At 75.1% G+C, this 14,659-nt stretch carries 14 protein-coding genes; 7 read left to right on the top strand and 7 right to left on the bottom strand.

The features are described 5' to 3' along the window. The first annotated feature begins 16 nt into the window (after positions 1-16). Genes NQU55_RS30715 through NQU55_RS30695 form a run of 5 tightly spaced genes read left to right on the top strand, consistent with a single transcriptional unit; the run spans position 17 to position 5,622 of the window. Positions 17-910, top strand: a complete 894-nt coding sequence (locus tag NQU55_RS30715; protein WP_168090973.1) for an FAD binding domain-containing protein — start codon at positions 17-19, stop codon at positions 908-910. Next, positions 901-1,383: a (2Fe-2S)-binding protein gene (locus tag NQU55_RS30710; RefSeq protein ID WP_256791548.1), complete on the top strand. Its 483-nt coding sequence runs from the start codon at positions 901-903 to the stop codon at positions 1,381-1,383. The genes NQU55_RS30715 and NQU55_RS30710 overlap by 10 nt, the downstream gene beginning before the upstream one ends. After that, positions 1,380-3,692: a xanthine dehydrogenase subunit D gene (gene pucD / locus NQU55_RS30705; RefSeq protein WP_168092254.1), complete on the top strand. Its 2,313-nt coding sequence runs from the start codon at positions 1,380-1,382 to the stop codon at positions 3,690-3,692. The genes NQU55_RS30710 and pucD overlap by 4 nt, the downstream gene beginning before the upstream one ends. A 5-nt stretch (positions 3,693-3,697) precedes the next feature. Next, the gene (locus NQU55_RS30700; RefSeq protein ID WP_168092259.1) at positions 3,698-4,882 is read left to right on the top strand and encodes an XdhC family protein; all 1,185 of its coding nucleotides are present in this window, start codon (positions 3,698-3,700) and stop codon (positions 4,880-4,882) included. Further along, positions 4,879-5,622, top strand: a complete 744-nt coding sequence (locus NQU55_RS30695) for a class I SAM-dependent methyltransferase (protein WP_168092253.1) — start codon at positions 4,879-4,881, stop codon at positions 5,620-5,622. Before NQU55_RS30700 ends, NQU55_RS30695 begins: the two co-directional genes overlap by 4 nt. A 52-nt stretch (positions 5,623-5,674) precedes the next feature. Here the strand turns inward: NQU55_RS30695 and NQU55_RS30690 are convergent, their stop codons facing one another. Then, the gene (locus tag NQU55_RS30690; protein WP_229899435.1) at positions 5,675-5,980 is read right to left on the bottom strand and encodes an ArsR/SmtB family transcription factor; all 306 of its coding nucleotides are present in this window, start codon (positions 5,978-5,980) and stop codon (positions 5,675-5,677) included. An 82-nt stretch (positions 5,981-6,062) separates the two neighbouring features. On the opposite strand from NQU55_RS30690, the gene NQU55_RS30685 reads away from it, so the two are divergent. Both NQU55_RS30685 and ribA read left to right on the top strand, forming a co-directional pair. Beyond that, the gene (locus NQU55_RS30685; protein ID WP_168092252.1) at positions 6,063-7,529 is read left to right on the top strand and encodes an MFS transporter; all 1,467 of its coding nucleotides are present in this window, start codon (positions 6,063-6,065) and stop codon (positions 7,527-7,529) included. Between the two features lie 156 nt (positions 7,530-7,685). After that, on the top strand, positions 7,686-8,303 hold the full coding sequence (gene ribA, locus NQU55_RS30680; protein WP_206329177.1) for a GTP cyclohydrolase II RibA: 618 nt from the start codon (positions 7,686-7,688) through the stop codon (positions 8,301-8,303). 42 nt (positions 8,304-8,345) lie between these two features. On the opposite strand, the gene NQU55_RS30675 is transcribed toward ribA, so the two are convergent. From NQU55_RS30675 to NQU55_RS30650, 6 genes are all read right to left on the bottom strand, one after another. Next, the gene (locus NQU55_RS30675; RefSeq protein ID WP_168092251.1) at positions 8,346-11,240 is read right to left on the bottom strand and encodes a helix-turn-helix transcriptional regulator; all 2,895 of its coding nucleotides are present in this window, start codon (positions 11,238-11,240) and stop codon (positions 8,346-8,348) included. A 340-nt stretch (positions 11,241-11,580) separates the two neighbouring features. Beyond that, positions 11,581-12,042 carry an XRE family transcriptional regulator gene (locus NQU55_RS30670; RefSeq protein WP_168092250.1) on the bottom strand — a complete coding sequence of 154 codons (462 nt, stop codon included), beginning with the start codon at positions 12,040-12,042 and terminating at the stop codon, positions 11,581-11,583. Between the two features lie 32 nt (positions 12,043-12,074). Next, complete coding sequence (locus tag NQU55_RS30665) at positions 12,075-12,272, bottom strand: hypothetical protein (RefSeq protein ID WP_168092249.1); 198 nt, start codon at positions 12,270-12,272, stop codon at positions 12,075-12,077. A 128-nt stretch (positions 12,273-12,400) separates the two neighbouring features. Continuing rightward, complete coding sequence (locus tag NQU55_RS30660; protein ID WP_168092248.1) at positions 12,401-13,081, bottom strand: UdgX family uracil-DNA binding protein; 681 nt, start codon at positions 13,079-13,081, stop codon at positions 12,401-12,403. After that, positions 13,081-13,626: a type 1 glutamine amidotransferase domain-containing protein gene (locus tag NQU55_RS30655; RefSeq protein WP_168092257.1), complete on the bottom strand. Its 546-nt coding sequence runs from the start codon at positions 13,624-13,626 to the stop codon at positions 13,081-13,083. The genes NQU55_RS30660 and NQU55_RS30655 overlap by 1 nt, the downstream gene beginning before the upstream one ends. 59 nt (positions 13,627-13,685) lie before the next feature. Then, positions 13,686-14,642, bottom strand: a complete 957-nt coding sequence (locus NQU55_RS30650; protein ID WP_168092247.1) for a TIGR03557 family F420-dependent LLM class oxidoreductase — start codon at positions 14,640-14,642, stop codon at positions 13,686-13,688. Positions 14,643-14,659 lie beyond the last annotated feature (17 nt).

Genomic DNA, 14,659 nt, shown 5'->3' with positions numbered 1-14,659 from the left:
CGGGGCACGGCTCCCCATGGACTTCCTGCTGCCCGAGCGCCTCGACGACGTGCTGGAGGCCATGGCCGCCCGCGCGGGCACGGTCCCCGTGGCGGGCGGCACCGACGTGATGGTGCGCCTGAGCACGGGCCGCGAGCACCCCGCGGCCGCCGTCGACCTCACCCGGACAGCCTCCCTGGCCCGCTGGGAGCGGTCGGCCGGCGAGGTCCGGCTGGGCGCTGCGGTGCCCTACACCCGGATCATCGAGGAACTGGCCGCACCGCTGCCCGGACTCGTGGCGGCGGCCCGCACCGTGGGCTCCCGCCAGATCCGCAACCGCGGCACCGTGGGCGGCGCCCTCGGCACCGCCTCCCCCACCGGCGACGTCCACCCCGTGCTGCTGGCGTGCGGCGCGGAGGTGGAGCTGGTGTCCGTGCGCGGCGCCCGCCGGGTGCCGGTACGGGACTTCTACACCGGCCCCGGCCGCACGGTCCGCGCGCCGGACGAGCTGATCCGCGCGGTGCGGATACCGGAGGCGCAGGGCCCGCAGGCCTACGCCAAGGCCGGGCGGCGCGGCGCCGTGGTGATGGCGACCTGCTCGTTCGCCGTGGCGCTGTGGCCCTCCCGCGCGTGGGTGGGCACCGGCATCGGCTCGGCGGCGCCGGTGCCCCTGCCGGCCCTGGAGGCCGAGCGGTTCATCGCCGGGGAGCTCGCCGAACGGGGGCTGTGGCGGACGCGGGGGCCGCTCCCGGAGGGCGTGCTCCAGCGCTTCGGGGAACTGGCCGCGGCGGCGACCGCACCGGCCGACGACGTGCGCGGCTCGTCCGCCTACCGCCGGCACGCGGTGGCCGTGCTGGCGCGCCGGGCCCTCGGCCGGGTGTGGGACGACCACCGCGCGGACCGGCGGACGGAGAGGGAGTCATGCGCCTGACCTTGACGGTGAACGGCGAGCGGCACGACGTCGAGGGCGTGGCCGGGACGGAGAGCCTGCTGTACGTCCTGCGGCAGCGCCTCGGCCTGCACGGCACGAAGAACGCCTGCGAGCAGGGCCAGTGCGGCTCGTGCTCGGTCCACCTGGACGGGGTGCTGGTGTGCGCGTGCCTGGTGCCCGCGCCCCAGGCCCACGGCCGGAGCGTGGAGACGGTCGAGGGCATGGACGGCGGGGACGGGCCGCACCCGGTGCAGGAGGCCTTCCTCGCCTGCGGCGCCGTGCAGTGCGGCTTCTGCACGCCCGGCATGCTCAAGGCCACCGAGGACCTGCTGCGCCGCTGCCCCGACCCCGGCGAGGCCGAGATCAAGGACGCCCTCGCGGGGAACCTGTGCCGCTGCACCGGCTACCGGCACATCCTCGAAGCCGTCCGCCTGGCCGCCGACCGCACGCGATCCCTGGAGCCCCGCCCGTGACCCCGCACGCCCCGCACGCCCGCCGCGCTCCCGGGACGGTCGGCGACAGCGCGCCGCGCCCCGACGGGCCGCTGAAGGTCCGGGGCGCCTTCGCGTACTCCTCCGACCTGGAGGCGGAGGGCATGCTGTGGGGCACGACGCTGCGCAGCCCCCACCCGCACGCCCGGATCCTCTCCGTCGACACCTCGGCGGCGCTGGCCCTGCCCGGCGTCCGCGCGGTGCTGACCCACCGCGACGTGCCCGGCCGCAACCTGCACGGCTCGATGGTCGTCGACCAGCCGGTGCTCGCCGTGGACACCGTGCGCTACGAGGGCGAGCCAGTCGCCGTCGTGGCCGCCGAGGACCCGGCGACGGCCCGCCGCGCCGCGGAACTGGTGCGCGTCGCCTACGAGGTGCTGCCGCCGGTCACCGACGCCGGGGCGGCCGCCTCCCCGGACTCCCCCGCCGTGCACCCGGGCGGCAACCTCCTGCGGCACGTCCCCCTGCGCCGCGGCCGCGCCGCGCGCGGGGAGCCGCTCACCGCCGACGTGGTGGTGCGCGGCGTCTACGAGGTCGGCATGCAGGACCAGGCGTTCCTGGGGCCCGAATCCGGCCTGGCCGTGCCCGACCCGGACGGCGGGGTCTCCCTGCACGTCGCCACGCAGTGGCTGCACGTCGACCACGACCAGGTCGTCGAGGCCCTGGGCCTGCCGCGCGAGAAGGTGCGGCTGTACCTGGCGGGCGTGGGCGGGGCGTTCGGCGCGCGCGAGGACCTGTCGATGCACGCGCACGCCTGCCTGCTGGCGCTGCGCACCGGCCGCCCGGTGAAGATGTGCTACACGCGCGGCGAGTCCTTCGTCGGCCACGTGCACCGCCACCCGGCGAAGATGGCCTACGAGCACGGCGCCACGCGCGACGGCCGGCTCGTCTACGTCAAGGCGTCGATCGTCCTCGACGGCGGCGCGTACTCCTCCAGTTCCCCCGCCGTGGCCGGCACCGTCGCCACCTGCTCGCTGGGCCCGTACGAGGTGCCGGACGCCGAGGTGGACGTGCGCGTCGTCTACACCAACAACCCGCCGTGCGGGGCGATGCGGGGCTTCGGCGCCGTACAGACCTGCTTCGGCTACGAGTCGCAGATGGACCGGCTCGCCCGCGAGCTGGGCATGGACCCGGTGGAGCTGCGGATCCGCAACGCGGTCGCCGAGGGGTCGGCGGTGGCCAACGGCCAGGTCCTGGACCACCCGGCGCCGGTCGCAGAGCTCCTGCGCCGGGTGCGGGAGCGGCCGATGCCCGGTCCGTCGCTGCCGGAAGGCGGCCACCTGACCGGCACCACCTCGCGGGGCGAGTCGGTCGTGCGCGGCGTGGGCTACGCCGTCGGATTCAAGAACGTCGGCTTCGTGGAGGGCTTCGACGACTACTCCACGGCCCGGGTCCGGCTGGAGGCCGGCGGCGGGCAGGTGCGGGCGGTGGTCACCAGCGCGGCGGCCGAGGTCGGCCAGGGCGTGGTGACCGTGCAGGCCCAGATCGCCCGCACCGAACTCGGCGTCGAGCAGGTGGCGGTGGAGTTCGGGGACAGCGCCTTCGGCTCGGCCGGCCCCTCGTCGTCCTCCCGCCAGACGTACGTCACCGGCGGCGCGGTCAAGGCGGCGGCCGAGGCGGTGCGGGCCCGCGTCCTGGAGCGCGCGGACCGCCTGCTGGGCCGGCCCGGCACCGCCGCGGGCCTGTCCGGCGAGGCGGTGACCGGGGCCGGCGGGGAGGTGCTGTGCAAGCTGGCCGACGTGCTGGGCGACGAGGCGGTCGAGGAGACCGTGGAGTGGCACCACCGGCCGACGTTCCCTCTGGACCCGCGCACGGGACAGGGCGACTCGGTCTTCCAGTTCGCCTTCGCCGCCCACCGGGCGGTGGTGGACGTGGACGTGGAGCTCGGCCTCGTCCGGACGGTGGAGATCGCCACCGCGCAGGACGTCGGCAAGGCCGTCAACCCGCAGGCCCTGCTGGGCCAGATCCACGGCGGCACGGTGCAGGGCCTGGGGCTCGCGCTGATGGAGGAGATCCGGGTCGAGGGCGGCCTGATGCAGAACCCCTCGTTCACCGACTACCTCATCCCCACCGTCCACGACGTGCCGCCGATGCACGTGGACGTGCTCGAACTGGCCGACCCGCACGCCCCCTACGGCGTGCGCGGCGTGGGCGAGCCGCCGAACATCTCCAGCCCCGCCGCCGTGGCGGCGGCCGTGCGCGACGCCACCGGCCTGGCCCTGCCGCGCATCCCGCTGCGCCCGGAGGACGTGGCGGGGCTGACGGCCGCGGACGACGCCGGGGGGCGGTGAGCACGGTGCTGGGCATCGCTCCGGTGCTGCGCCGCTGGCACGCGGCGGGCGCCCCCTTCGGGCTGGCGACGGTGGTCGGGGTGCGCGGCAGCGCGCCCCGGCAGCCGGGCGCCGCGCTCGCCGTCGGCCCCGGCGGCGAGGTGGCGGGCAGCGTGTCGGGGGGCTGTGTCGAGGCGGAGGTCTACGAACTGGCCCGCCGGGCCGCCCTGGGGGACGGTCCGTTCCTGGCGGAGTACGGCGTCGGGGACGAGGACGCCTTCGCCGCCGGGCTGACGTGCGGCGGCACGCTGCAGGTGCTGGTCCGCCGGGTGGTGCCGGAGCGGGAGCCGCAGTGGGACGCGGTCCTGGCGGCCCTGGAGGCGCCCGGCGGACCGGGCGGACCGCTCGCGCACGTCACCTGCGTGGGCGGCACGCCGGAGCCGGGCGCCTGGCTGGCCGTGGGGCCCGCGGGGGTCTCCGGCTCGCTGGGCGACGCGGCGCTCGACCGGGCGGCCGCCGCGGAGGCCTCGCGGATGCTGGAGCGCGGCCGCACCGGGCAGGTGCGGGTGCGGGCGGGCTCCGCCGCCGCGCGCGTGTTCGTGCACTCCTTCCTCTCCCGGCCCCGGATGCTGGTCTTCGGCGCGGTGGAGTTCGCCCGCGCCCTCGCCCGGATGGGCAGGTTCCTCGGCTACCACGTGACCGTGTGCGACGCCCGGCCGGCCTTCACCACCCCCGAGCGGTTCCCCGACGCCGACGAGGTGGTGCGGGAGTGGCCGCACCGCTATCTCGCCGGGGCCGCCTGGGACGGGCGCACGGTCATCTGCGTCCTGACCCACGAGGAGCGCTTCGACGTCCCCCTGCTGCGGGCCGCGCTGCGGCTGCCGGTCGCCTACGTCGGCGCGATGGGGTCGCGGCGCACGCACGAGGACCGGCTGCGGAGGCTGCGGGAGGCGGGCGCCGGTGAGGAGGAACTGGCCCGGCTGCGCTCCCCGATCGGGCTGGACCTCGGCGGGTCCACGCCCGAGGAGGCCGCCGTGTCCATCGCCGCCGAGCTGATCGCGGTCCGGCACGGCGGGACGGGCCTGCCGCTGCGGGACGCGCACGGCCCGATCCACCGGGCCTCCGGCACGCCCGCGCCACCGGCCGCCCCCACCGCCTTCCCCGAGCCGGTCACGGCCGGGGCCCCGCCCACCGGAGGAGACCCCTCATGACCCAAGAGCGCACCGCCGCGCAGTACGACGTGATCGGAGCCCGCTGGGAGGACGCGCGGTCGCTGCCCACGGTCCACCCGGAGCGCGCGAGCTTCCTGGCCCTGCTCGGCGACGTGACCGGGCTGGACGTCCTCGACCTGGCGTGCGGCGACGGCTTCTACACCCGCCAGGCGAAGATGCTGGGCGCGCGGCGGGTGGTGGGCGCGGACGTCTCGGAGGAGATGGTCGCGGCCGCGCGGGCGGTCGAGGAGCGGGCGCCGCTGGGCACCCGTTACGTGGCCGCGGACGCCGCGGACCTGCCGGACCTCGGCCGCTTCGACGTGGTGACCGCGGCCTACCTCCTCAACTACGCGCGGGAGGAGGCGACGCTCACGGCCATGTGCCGCGGCGCGTTCGAACGGCTGCCGCGGGGAGGGCGGTTCATCGGGGTGACGCAGAACCCGCGCTTCTCCTTCGAGGGGCCGCTGCCCGACCCGTACGGCTTCGCCTTCGACCCCCTGGAGACCTCGGCCTTCGGCACCCGGATCCGGGTGACCGCGGCGCTGGAGCCGCCGATCACCTTCGAGACGTGCCTGATCCGGCCGCAGGTGTACGAGGCGGCGTTCGCGGCGGCGGGGTTCGCGAAGGTGTCGTGGGTGCCGCTGCACGTGCCGCAGGCGGTGCTCGAACGCTTCGGGGCCGCGTACTGGGAGGGGTTCCTGGCCAATCCGCCCATCGTCATGTTCGAAGCGGTCCGCTGAGGGCGCGCCGCCGGCCCCGGTGTCCGTGCGGGCACCGGGGCGGGGCGGGCGGTCAGCCGGCGGCGGCCAGCCGCGGCGGCTGAATGGCCGTCAGGAGTTCGTGGAGCCGGTCGAGCCCGTCGGGGCGGACCGAGTAGCAGATCTGGGTGCCGCGGCGGCGGGTGACCACGAGGCCGGCCTCGCGCAGCACCTTCAGGTGCTGGCTGATGGTCGGCTGGGTGACCTCGAAGAGCTCGGTGAAGTCACAGGCGCACGTCTCGGGTTCGGCCGCCAGCGCGCGCATGATGCCGAGCCGCACGGGGTGTCCGAGCGCCCGGAGCATGGCGACGTCCGTCTTGTCCTCCGCAGTGTCTCTCACGTTTGACAGGCTATCAAACAGCGCCTATATAGTGGATCTCCTAAATAGCAAATTGCCTATGTACCGCTGGTTCGGAGGTCCGATGACCGACAAGACCGAGGCGCCCGCCGCCGACCCCGCCGAGGGCGGCGTCCTCTCGCCGCAATACCGCGCGCTGTCCTTAGGGCTCATCACGTCCGTCACCCTGGTGGCCTTCCTCTGGCTGGGTGTCGCGACCGTCCTGCCCGAGGCCGCCGAGGACCTGGACGGGGTCCACCTCTTCGGCTGGGCCTTCACCGCCTTCATGCTCGCCAACCTCTTCGGCACCATCGCCGCCGGGCAGGGCGCCGACAAGGCCGGGCCCACCCGCCCCTACGTGCAGGCCTTCATCGTCTTCGTCATCGGCTGCGTGGTCGCCGCGGTGGCCACCAACTGGTGGATCCTGCTGGCCGGCCGCATCCTGCAGGGCCTGGGCGTCGGCGGCGTGCTGGCCCTGGCCTACCTGATCGTCGGCCTCGCCTACCCCGACGCGCTGCGCGCCCGGATGCTCGCCCTGGTGGCCTCGGCGTGGACCCTGCCCGCCCTGCTCGGCCCGGCCATCGCGGGTGCCATCGCCAGTGCGACCAACTGGCGGGTGGTCTTCCTCATCCTCGTGCCGCTGGTGCCGATCGCCGCGCTGCTCACCCTGCCGGCGATGCGCAAGCTCAAGCCCACCGGCGACGGCTCGCCGGGCGAGAACCGGCTGCCGCTGACGGTGCTGCTGGTGCTCGGCGTCGGCGCGCTGCTGGCCGGCCTGGAGAACCGCAACATCGCCGTGCTGGTGCCGCTGGTCGTGGTCGGCATCGCCATCACCCTGCCCGTGCTGAACAAGCTGCTCCCGGCGGGCACGCTCACCGTCCGCCGCGGCATGCCCGCCGGCATGATCGTGCGCGGCCTGGTCAGCGCCGCCTACTACGGCGGCGAGTCCTTCTTCCCGCTCAGCATGACCCGCGTCCTCGGCCTGAGCACGCTCGGCTCCGGCCTCGCGCTGTCCGCGGGCGCCCTCACCTGGGTCAGCGGCGCCTGGCTCCAGGCCAAGCTGGACACCCGCAGCGGCGGCAAGGGCCGGCACGCCCGCGTCGTCCTCGGCTTCGTCCTCCTGGTGGCCGGTGACGCGCTGATCGCCCTGGCCGTCGGCACCGACCTCAAAAGCGTCCCGCTCGCGATCGTCGGCTGGGCGATCGCCGGCCTCGGCATGGGCTTCGTCTACCCCGCCGTCACCACGATCGTCCTGTCGCTGGCCCCCAAGGGCAAGGAGGGCTCGGCGAGCTCCAGCCTGCAGCTGTGCGAGACGCTGTCCGTGGCCGTGATGACCGGCCTCGGCACAGCCATCACCGCGTACGGCTCCTCGCACGACTGGAACGACAGCCGCGGACTCGGCATCATCTACGTCATCGCCGCGGTGTGCGCCTTCCTCGGCATCGCCGCGGGACTGCGCACCGCCGTCCGCAAGTTCGCCGGCGACGGCGGAGCCGGGGACGAGACGCCCGCGGCCGCCGCGCCACTGCAGGAATCGGAGCGAACGGCCTGATTCCGCCCCGGCGGGGACCCGGTTCGGTACGCGGCGCGGAAAAGCTTCGGTCGCTGTACCGGGCCGGTCCGTGCTGTACGGGACCGCCCCGGCGGTGATGCTGGAGTGACCCGGGGCGAACGGCGCGCCGGATGTGCATCTCCGTGGGAGGCAGCCGTGCCCGAAGTGCTGAACTGCGATGTGCTGAACGACGAGACGTGGGACCCGTCCCCGGCGGGACACCGGGGCGGGGCCCGCGTCCGTTCCCGGGTCGAGATCCCGCTCCACCTGGCCGACGGCTCCTGGCAGACCGCGCACGTCATCACCTTCGACGGGCTCTCCGACGGCCTGGAGCACATCGCGGTGTCCTACAGCCGCGACCCCGGCGTCCCGCTGGTGCGCGTCCACTCCGAGTGCCTGACCGGCGACGTCCTCGGCTCGGGCCGCTGCGACTGCGGCTCGCAGCTGGACGAGTCGCTGCAGCGGGTGGCGGCGGACGGCGGCATCCTGATCTACCTGCGCCAGGAGAGCACGGGCGGCACGGACCTCAGCCTCTACGACAAGCTCGACGCGTACAGCGTCCAGGACCGCGGCACCGGCCGCGCCGGAACGGGCCACGGCCTGCGCCTGGCGGACGACGCCCGCGACTACCACGCCGCCGCCCAGATGCTCCGGGCCCTGGGCGTCTCCCGGGTCAGGCTGCTGACCAGCAACCCCGACAAGGTGCGGCAGCTGAGCTGGTACGGCATCGCCGTCGAGGAGCGGCTGGACTTCGCCGGCCGGCGCGGCGCGTGAGCCGCCGCACCCGGCCGGCGGCGCGCGGCCGCACCGGCCGCCTCAGACGGCCGCCCTGTCGCGCGCACCGCTCCGGACGTCCGGCCAGGCCCGCTCCACGGCGTGCTCGGAGCCTGCCGCTCCCCCGCTCTCCGGGAGCTCCGCGAAATACTCCGCCAGACCGGAGCGGCCCGTCACCGCCAGCTTGCGGTAGACGCGGCTGAGGTGCAGCTCGACGGTGCGCTGGGTGACGAAGAGCTTCCCCGCGATCTCGCGGTTGGTGAACTTGGCGACCGCCATGAGCGCGACGCGGCGTTCGGTCGGGGTGAGGGCGTCGATGCCCACCTCGGTCGGCCGCCGCGGCCGGGCCCCGGCCACCAGCAGCTCCTGACGGGCCGTCTGGGCCAGCACGGCGGCCCCGCACTGCTCGGCCAGCGACTGCGCGCGCCGCAGGTGCTCGCGCGCCTCGCCGAGCCGGCTGGACTTGCGCATCAGGATGCCGAGGTCGGTGAGCACCCGCGCCAGGTCCAGCCGGGCGGAGGAGTCCTCCAGCACCTCGACGGCCTCCCGCAGCGCCTCCTCGCCGCCCAGGCCCTTGGCCAGCAGCCCGCTCGCCCGCAGGGCCCGGCCGGTCGCCCGGCGGCCGCCCCAGTGGCGGGCGCGGGCGAGCTCCTCGTCGACGAGGACGAGCGCGGTGTCGCGCTCGCCGAGCGCCGCGTGCACGAGCGCGGCCTCGGAACGCCAGGAGAGGACCGCGGGGTTGAGCTGGCCGGCGTCGGCCAGCCGGCGGCCGCACTCCAGCAGGTCGGCCAGCCCCGCCTGCGGGTGGCCGCAGGCCACGCGGAGCCGGCCGCGGTGGAAGAGCAGGGCCGCGAATCCGGCGCCCTCGGGCACGTCGCCGTCCAGGGCGAAGTCGCTCAGGGCCCGGTTGGCCTCGCGCAGCTCGCCGGTCTCCAGCAGCGAGGCGACGACCGCCGCCACCGCCTGGCCGGTGCGGCTCCAGTGCCCGGAGGGCGAGGTCCCGGCGGGCTCCAGGGCGCTGCGGGCGTCCTCCAGGCAGCCGGGTATGTCACCGGTGCGGTAGCGCACTTCGGCGCGCATGCTGTGGGCGATGGTGAGCAGGGTGCGCGAGCCCTCGGCCCGCGCGCGGTCCAGCAGCGCCCGGCACTCGGACAGGGCGAGGTCGAGCTCGTCGGCGCGGGCGAGCACCTGCAGGGGCACGGTGCGGGTCGCGATGCGCCAGTCGAGGCTGGTGTGCTCCTCCTGCAGGGCCTGCCGGGCCTGGTGCACGGCCCGGTCGCGCTCCTCGCCGCGGCGCGAGGAGCGCAGGGCGGCCAGGCTCAGCCGGGTGTGGCGCTCGCCGGGCGTGGCGCCGGCCTCCAGCGGGAGCAGGTCGCCCACGCCGGCGCAGTCCGCCTCGACGGCCGCGTCGACGGCGTGGTTCAGCTCGCGCAGCAGGCAGCGCTCGGCCCGCAGGACGGCCGCGGAGGACTCTTCCGCGCTGCGGGCCTCCGCCATGCCTTCCAGGAGGACGCGCTCGGCCTCCTCGGGGCGGCCCAGGAGCTGCAGGGCGTGGGCGATGCACAGCCGGATGTCGGCGCGCCCGGCGGCGTCGGGCTGGAGGGCGAGCGCGCGCCGCAGGTGTTCGACCGCGGCGGCCGGGTCGGCGGCGAGCTCGATCTGGCCGAGGGCGCGCAGCAGCTTGGCCCGGCACAGGCCCTCGCACTCCTCCAGGCCGCGGTGGAGATAGGCCCGGGCCCGGTCCACGTCGCCGCGCTGGATCACCTCTCCGGCGGCCGTGCACAGCACGGAGCAGGTCCAGTGCAGGCCGAGGGTGCTGCGGACGCGCAGGAGCTGGGTGGCCACGCGCTCGGCGGGGGCGCCCGACTCGTGGAGGAGCTGGGCGGCGCGGGCGTGCAGGGCGTCGCGGCGGCTGGGCGGGATGCGGGCCAGGACCGCGGCGCGCAGGACCGGGCGGGCGAAGCCGACGACCGTCTCCTGCCCGGTGAGGGCGCCGGCGCGGACGAGGGCGTCGACGATGTCGGCCGCGCCCAGGGCGTCCAGCCCGAGCAGCCGGGCGATCATGGGGGTGGTGGCGGAGCCGTCGAGGACCGCGGTGGCCTGGAGCACGGAGGCGGCGCCGGGGTAGGCGCGGTCGTAGCGCGGCAGCAGGGTGTCGGCGACCTCCACCGGGGCGAGTTCCCCGATGCGGCGCGCGGCGTCGGCGTCGGGCCGCAGGCCGTGCAGGCGCATGACGCGGAAGAGGGCTTCGAGGAGGTAGGGGCTGCCGCCGGTGGCGGTGCGGCACGCGGCGACGAAGCGGGGGTCGGGCGCGGCGTCGGCGGCGTCCGGGACGGTGAAGGTGTCGGCGGCGATGCGGGCGGTGTCCTCGGTGGTGAGGTCCCGTAAGAGGACCCGGTGGCGGAACGAGGAGAGCACCTCCGCCAGCACCGGGTCGCCGGGGGTCTCGCCGAGGGCGACGGTGGCGACGAGGGCGACCGGGGTGTTCTCCAGCCGGGCCATCAGGTAGCCGAGGCAGCGCAGGGACGCGGTGTCGGCCCACTGGAGGTCGTCGATGGCCAGCATCAGCGGGGTGCCCGTGGACAGCAGCCGGGCGAGCGGGTGGACCGCGCCGGATCCGGGCGCGGCGTGCGGGGCGTACGGCGCGGGGCAGTTCAGGTGGGCCTCCCAGGGGGCTGGGGCCCCGCCTCCGGGGCCCTGCTGCCCCGCGCCCGCGCCGTCCAGGATGCTCCGGGCCCCGGCCATGAGCTGCTGGGCGATGCTGTACTCGACGTCCTGCTCGGAGGCGCGGGCCCGCGCGGAGAGCAGGTGGAGGCCGTGCTCGCCGGCCTGGTCCATGGCGTGGCGCAGGAGCCTGGTGCGCCCCATGCCGGCCGTGCCTTCGATGAGGATGCTCTGGCCCCGGCCGTCACCGGCGGCTTTCAGGATGTCGTGCACGCGCGTGCCCTCCCCGTAAGGCGGCGGGGCCGTCCCGGAGCTGCATGCCACTCCCCCGGGTCCCCCGTGTGACGGCCCGGTCTTTGCTGCCGTGATGCCGTGGGTAGTGATGTGTCTCAGGAGGCCGGACCGTGAAGTCGATGAAGACGTTAACTCGTATGAACAAGTTGACCAATAGTTGGTTCACCGTAGCTTATGGCGACACAAGAAGTGACCCTAACTTGAGAGTTGGGGCATTTCAACCGCATGCCGAAGCCACGGACGCCGCGCGGTACGCAGCGCCCGTGGCTCGGCAGAGCACGGCTCTCGTGGGGGTTCGGGGGTGGGGCCCCGGCAGGCGCTAGGCGCGCCTGGTGCCCTGCTCCAGCTCGCGGAGCTGGCGGATCATGTCGGCGGCCATCCGCTTCCCCTCCGGGGAGAGCGCCGCGAGGTCGCCGCGCAGGTACACCGCGCTCACTCCGGCCTCGGCCATGGCCTGATCCAGCTCGCGGCCGGCCAGCACCTCCTCGTCGATCATCCGGCGGGCCACGTCGTCCTCGGTGAAATAGGAGACGGGCACGTCGAAGTACGTGGCCATCGCGCGCAGGTGCCGCAGCGTCGGGTTCGTGCGCTCCCCGCGGTGCAGCTGCCACAGATAGACGCTGGAGAAGGTCTCGCCGGACTGGGCGGCTATCTCCGCCGCCAGCTTCTTGTAGGACGGCTTCCCGTTCTCGCTGGGCCCGGCACGCATCTTGAGCAGGTGGTCGAGCTTCTGCGCCACCGTCAGCCGGCGCCGGCCCGGACCGTCCCTCTCTTCACTCATCGTCTGCCAACCCCCCTCTGCACGGCACCAGTTTAGGCACGACGGGCCTGGTCCTGCGCCTCCGGGCCCCGCCGCGCCCCGCCCCGTCCCGCTGCGCCGAGCCGTCGTCTGCGCTCCTGTTCCTCGCGCGCCCGCCACGCCTCCTCGTCCGCCGGGGCGGCGACCGGGGCGCCGGGCGCAGCCATCCTGATCTGCCGGTACCCCGGCACTCGCTCGCTGTGATCGGACATGCACTCAGCATGTCGCGCAAGGCCGCTCCCGCGCAGGAAAACGCCCTTCCCGCCGTGCGCTTTCCCGGTGCGGACCGCCCGGGTACGGGCCGCGTGCCCTGCCGGTGCCGGGCCTGCGGGCCGGCCGCTCACCCGCTCCCGCCGCGCAGCAGCCGGGCCGCCACGCCGAGGTCCGCGACCAGGCCCGCGTACGCGTCGGCGCGGGCCCGCTCGTCCGCGCGCAGCACGGCTGACGGGTGGATGGTCGCCACGAGCGTGCCCTCGCCCTCCCCGTCCCCGTCGCCGTCTCCGTCGAGTGACGGCATCGGCAGGGGGATGCCACGCTGCTGTGTCACCCGGAAGGAAGATCCGAGCAGGGACTTGCCGGCGGTCGCGCCGAGGGCGACGACCACCTCCGGGCCGATCAGCCGCAGCTCGGAGGCGAGCCAGGGGCGGCAGGCGCTGATCTCGTGGAGGTTGGGCGCCTTGTGGATGCGGCGCTTGCCCCGCGCCTGTTGCTCGAACTTGAAGTGTTTGACGGCGTTGGTGACGTACGCCTGCGCCGGGTCGATGCCGGCCTCCGCGAGCGCCCGGGTCAGCACGCCTCCGGCCGGGCCGACGAACGGCTCCCCCTTGCGGTCCTCCTGGTCGCCCGGCTGCTCGCCGACGAGCACCACCCGGGCGGAGGCCTCGCCGGAGCCGAAGACGGTCTGCGTGGCCTCGCGGAACAGCGGGCAGCCCCGGCAGCCGGCCGCGGCGTCCCGCAGGCCCTGCAGGTCGGCTCCGCCGGGAACGAAGGGGCTCGCGTCGTAGTCCTCCGGAGCGGGCATCAGCCTCCGGCCGCCTTGCGGAACTCGGTCATGAAGGCCGCGCAGAACGCCTTGAGGTCGGCCGGTTTGCGGCTGGTGATCAGGGTGGCGGGGGCGCAGGTGCAGACCTTGACCTCCTCGTCCACCCAGGTGCCGCCCGCGTTGCGGATGTCGGTGCGCAGGCTCGGCCAGGAGGTGAGGGTGCGGCCGCGCACGACACCGGCCTCGACCAGGGTCCAGGGGGCGTGGCAGATCGCCGCAACCGGCTTGCCCGCGTCGAAGAAGTCCTTGACGAAGGAGACGGCCCGCTCGTCCGTGCGCAGGAAGTCGGGGTTGGCGACGCCGCCCGGCAGGACGAGCCCGTCGAAGTCCCCGGCCCGCGCCGTGACCACGTCCTCGTCGACGGCGAAGGTGTCGGCCTTGTCGAGGTGGTGGTAGGCCTGGATGCGGCCGGTCTTCGTCGACACCAGCCGCGGCGCGCCGGCGGCCTCCAGCACGGCCCGCCAGGGCTCCGTCAGCTCGACCTGCTCGACACCCTCCGGTGCCGCCAGGAATGCGATCCGCATGGTCATGAAGCGTCCTTTCCGTCTTTCCGCCGGTCCGGAGGGTCAGTCCGGCAGCACGATCAGTCCGGCAGTTGCGGCAGCACCTTGCTGCGGTAGAAGTCGAAGAAGCCGCGCTGGTCGGGCCCGATCTGGTTGACGAAGACGGTGTCGAACCCGGCGTCGGCGTACGCCGTGATCGCTGCCAGGTGCGCGTCCACGTCGTCCCCGCAGGTGACCGCTTCGGCGACGCGCTCCACCGGAACCAGCTCATTCGCCTGTTCGAAGTGCCGGGGCGTCGGCAGGATCTGGGGCAGCTCCCCGGGGAGCTGTTCGTTGGCCCACAGGCGGTGCGCGGTGCGCACGGCCTCCTCGCGGTCGGTGCCCCAGCACACCTTCAGCCCGCCGAAGACGGGCTTGGCGCCGCCCCCGCTGCGCCGGAAGCGGTCGACGGCCTCCGCGTCGGGGGCCATCGTGATGAAGCCGTCGCCGATGCGCCCGGCCAGCTCGGTCGCGGTCGGCCCGAACGCCGAGACGTCGATGGGCACGGGTTCGTCGGGCACGGTGTACAGCCGGGCGTTCTCCACGGTGTAGTGCTTGCCGTGGTGGCTGACCTCGCCGCCCTCGAAGAGGAGCCGCATCACCTGGACGGCCTCCTGCAGCATCTCCAGCCGGATCGCCGCCTGCGGCCAGGCGCCGCCGAGGATGTGCTCGTTGAGCGCCTCCCCGCTGCCGACGCCGAGCCGGAAGCCCCCGCCGAGCTGGACGGCGGCCGTGGCCGCCGCCTGGGCCGTGACGGCCGGGTGCAGCCGCATGACCGGGCAGGTGACGGCCGTGCGGACGGGCAGGGAGGTGGCCTGCGAGAGCGCGCCGATCACCGACCAGACGAAGGGGGCCTGGCCCTGTTCCCCGTTCCACGGATGGAAGTGGTCGGAGATCCACAGGGAGGTGAAGCCCGCCTGCTCGGCCATGCGCGCCTGTTCGACCAGGTCGGCGGGGCCGTGTTCCTCGGTGGAGAGGAAGTAGCCGTATTCCGTCATCGGGGTGTGTCCTCCTG

The sequence above is a fragment of the Streptomyces telluris genome, from assembly GCF_024519335.1.
Lineage (GTDB): Bacteria > Actinomycetota > Actinomycetes > Streptomycetales > Streptomycetaceae > Streptomyces > Streptomyces telluris.
Note: the sequence above shows the minus strand (reverse complement) of the source record. Positions and strands in the feature narration are given on the sequence as shown.

Bases quoted from the DNA above. Each gene is read 5' to 3' on its own strand.
- NQU55_RS30715 (WP_168090973.1), top strand. From the start codon at position 17: ATGGACTTCCTGCTGCCCGAGCGCCTCGACGACGTGCTGGAGGCCATG.
- NQU55_RS30710 (WP_256791548.1), top strand. From the start codon at position 901: ATGCGCCTGACCTTGACGGTGAACGGCGAGCGGCACGACGTCGAGGGC.
- NQU55_RS30695 (WP_168092253.1), top strand. From the start codon at position 4,879: ATGACCCAAGAGCGCACCGCCGCGCAGTACGACGTGATCGGAGCCCGC.
- NQU55_RS30685 (WP_168092252.1), top strand. From the start codon at position 6,063: ATGACCGACAAGACCGAGGCGCCCGCCGCCGACCCCGCCGAGGGCGGC.
- NQU55_RS30670 (WP_168092250.1), bottom strand. From the start codon at position 12,042: ATGAGTGAAGAGAGGGACGGTCCGGGCCGGCGCCGGCTGACGGTGGCG.
- NQU55_RS30665 (WP_168092249.1), bottom strand. From the start codon at position 12,272: ATGTCCGATCACAGCGAGCGAGTGCCGGGGTACCGGCAGATCAGGATG.
- NQU55_RS30660 (WP_168092248.1), bottom strand. From the start codon at position 13,081: ATGCCCGCTCCGGAGGACTACGACGCGAGCCCCTTCGTTCCCGGCGGA.
- NQU55_RS30655 (WP_168092257.1), bottom strand. From the start codon at position 13,626: ATGCGGATCGCATTCCTGGCGGCACCGGAGGGTGTCGAGCAGGTCGAG.
- NQU55_RS30650 (WP_168092247.1), bottom strand. From the start codon at position 14,642: ATGACGGAATACGGCTACTTCCTCTCCACCGAGGAACACGGCCCCGCC.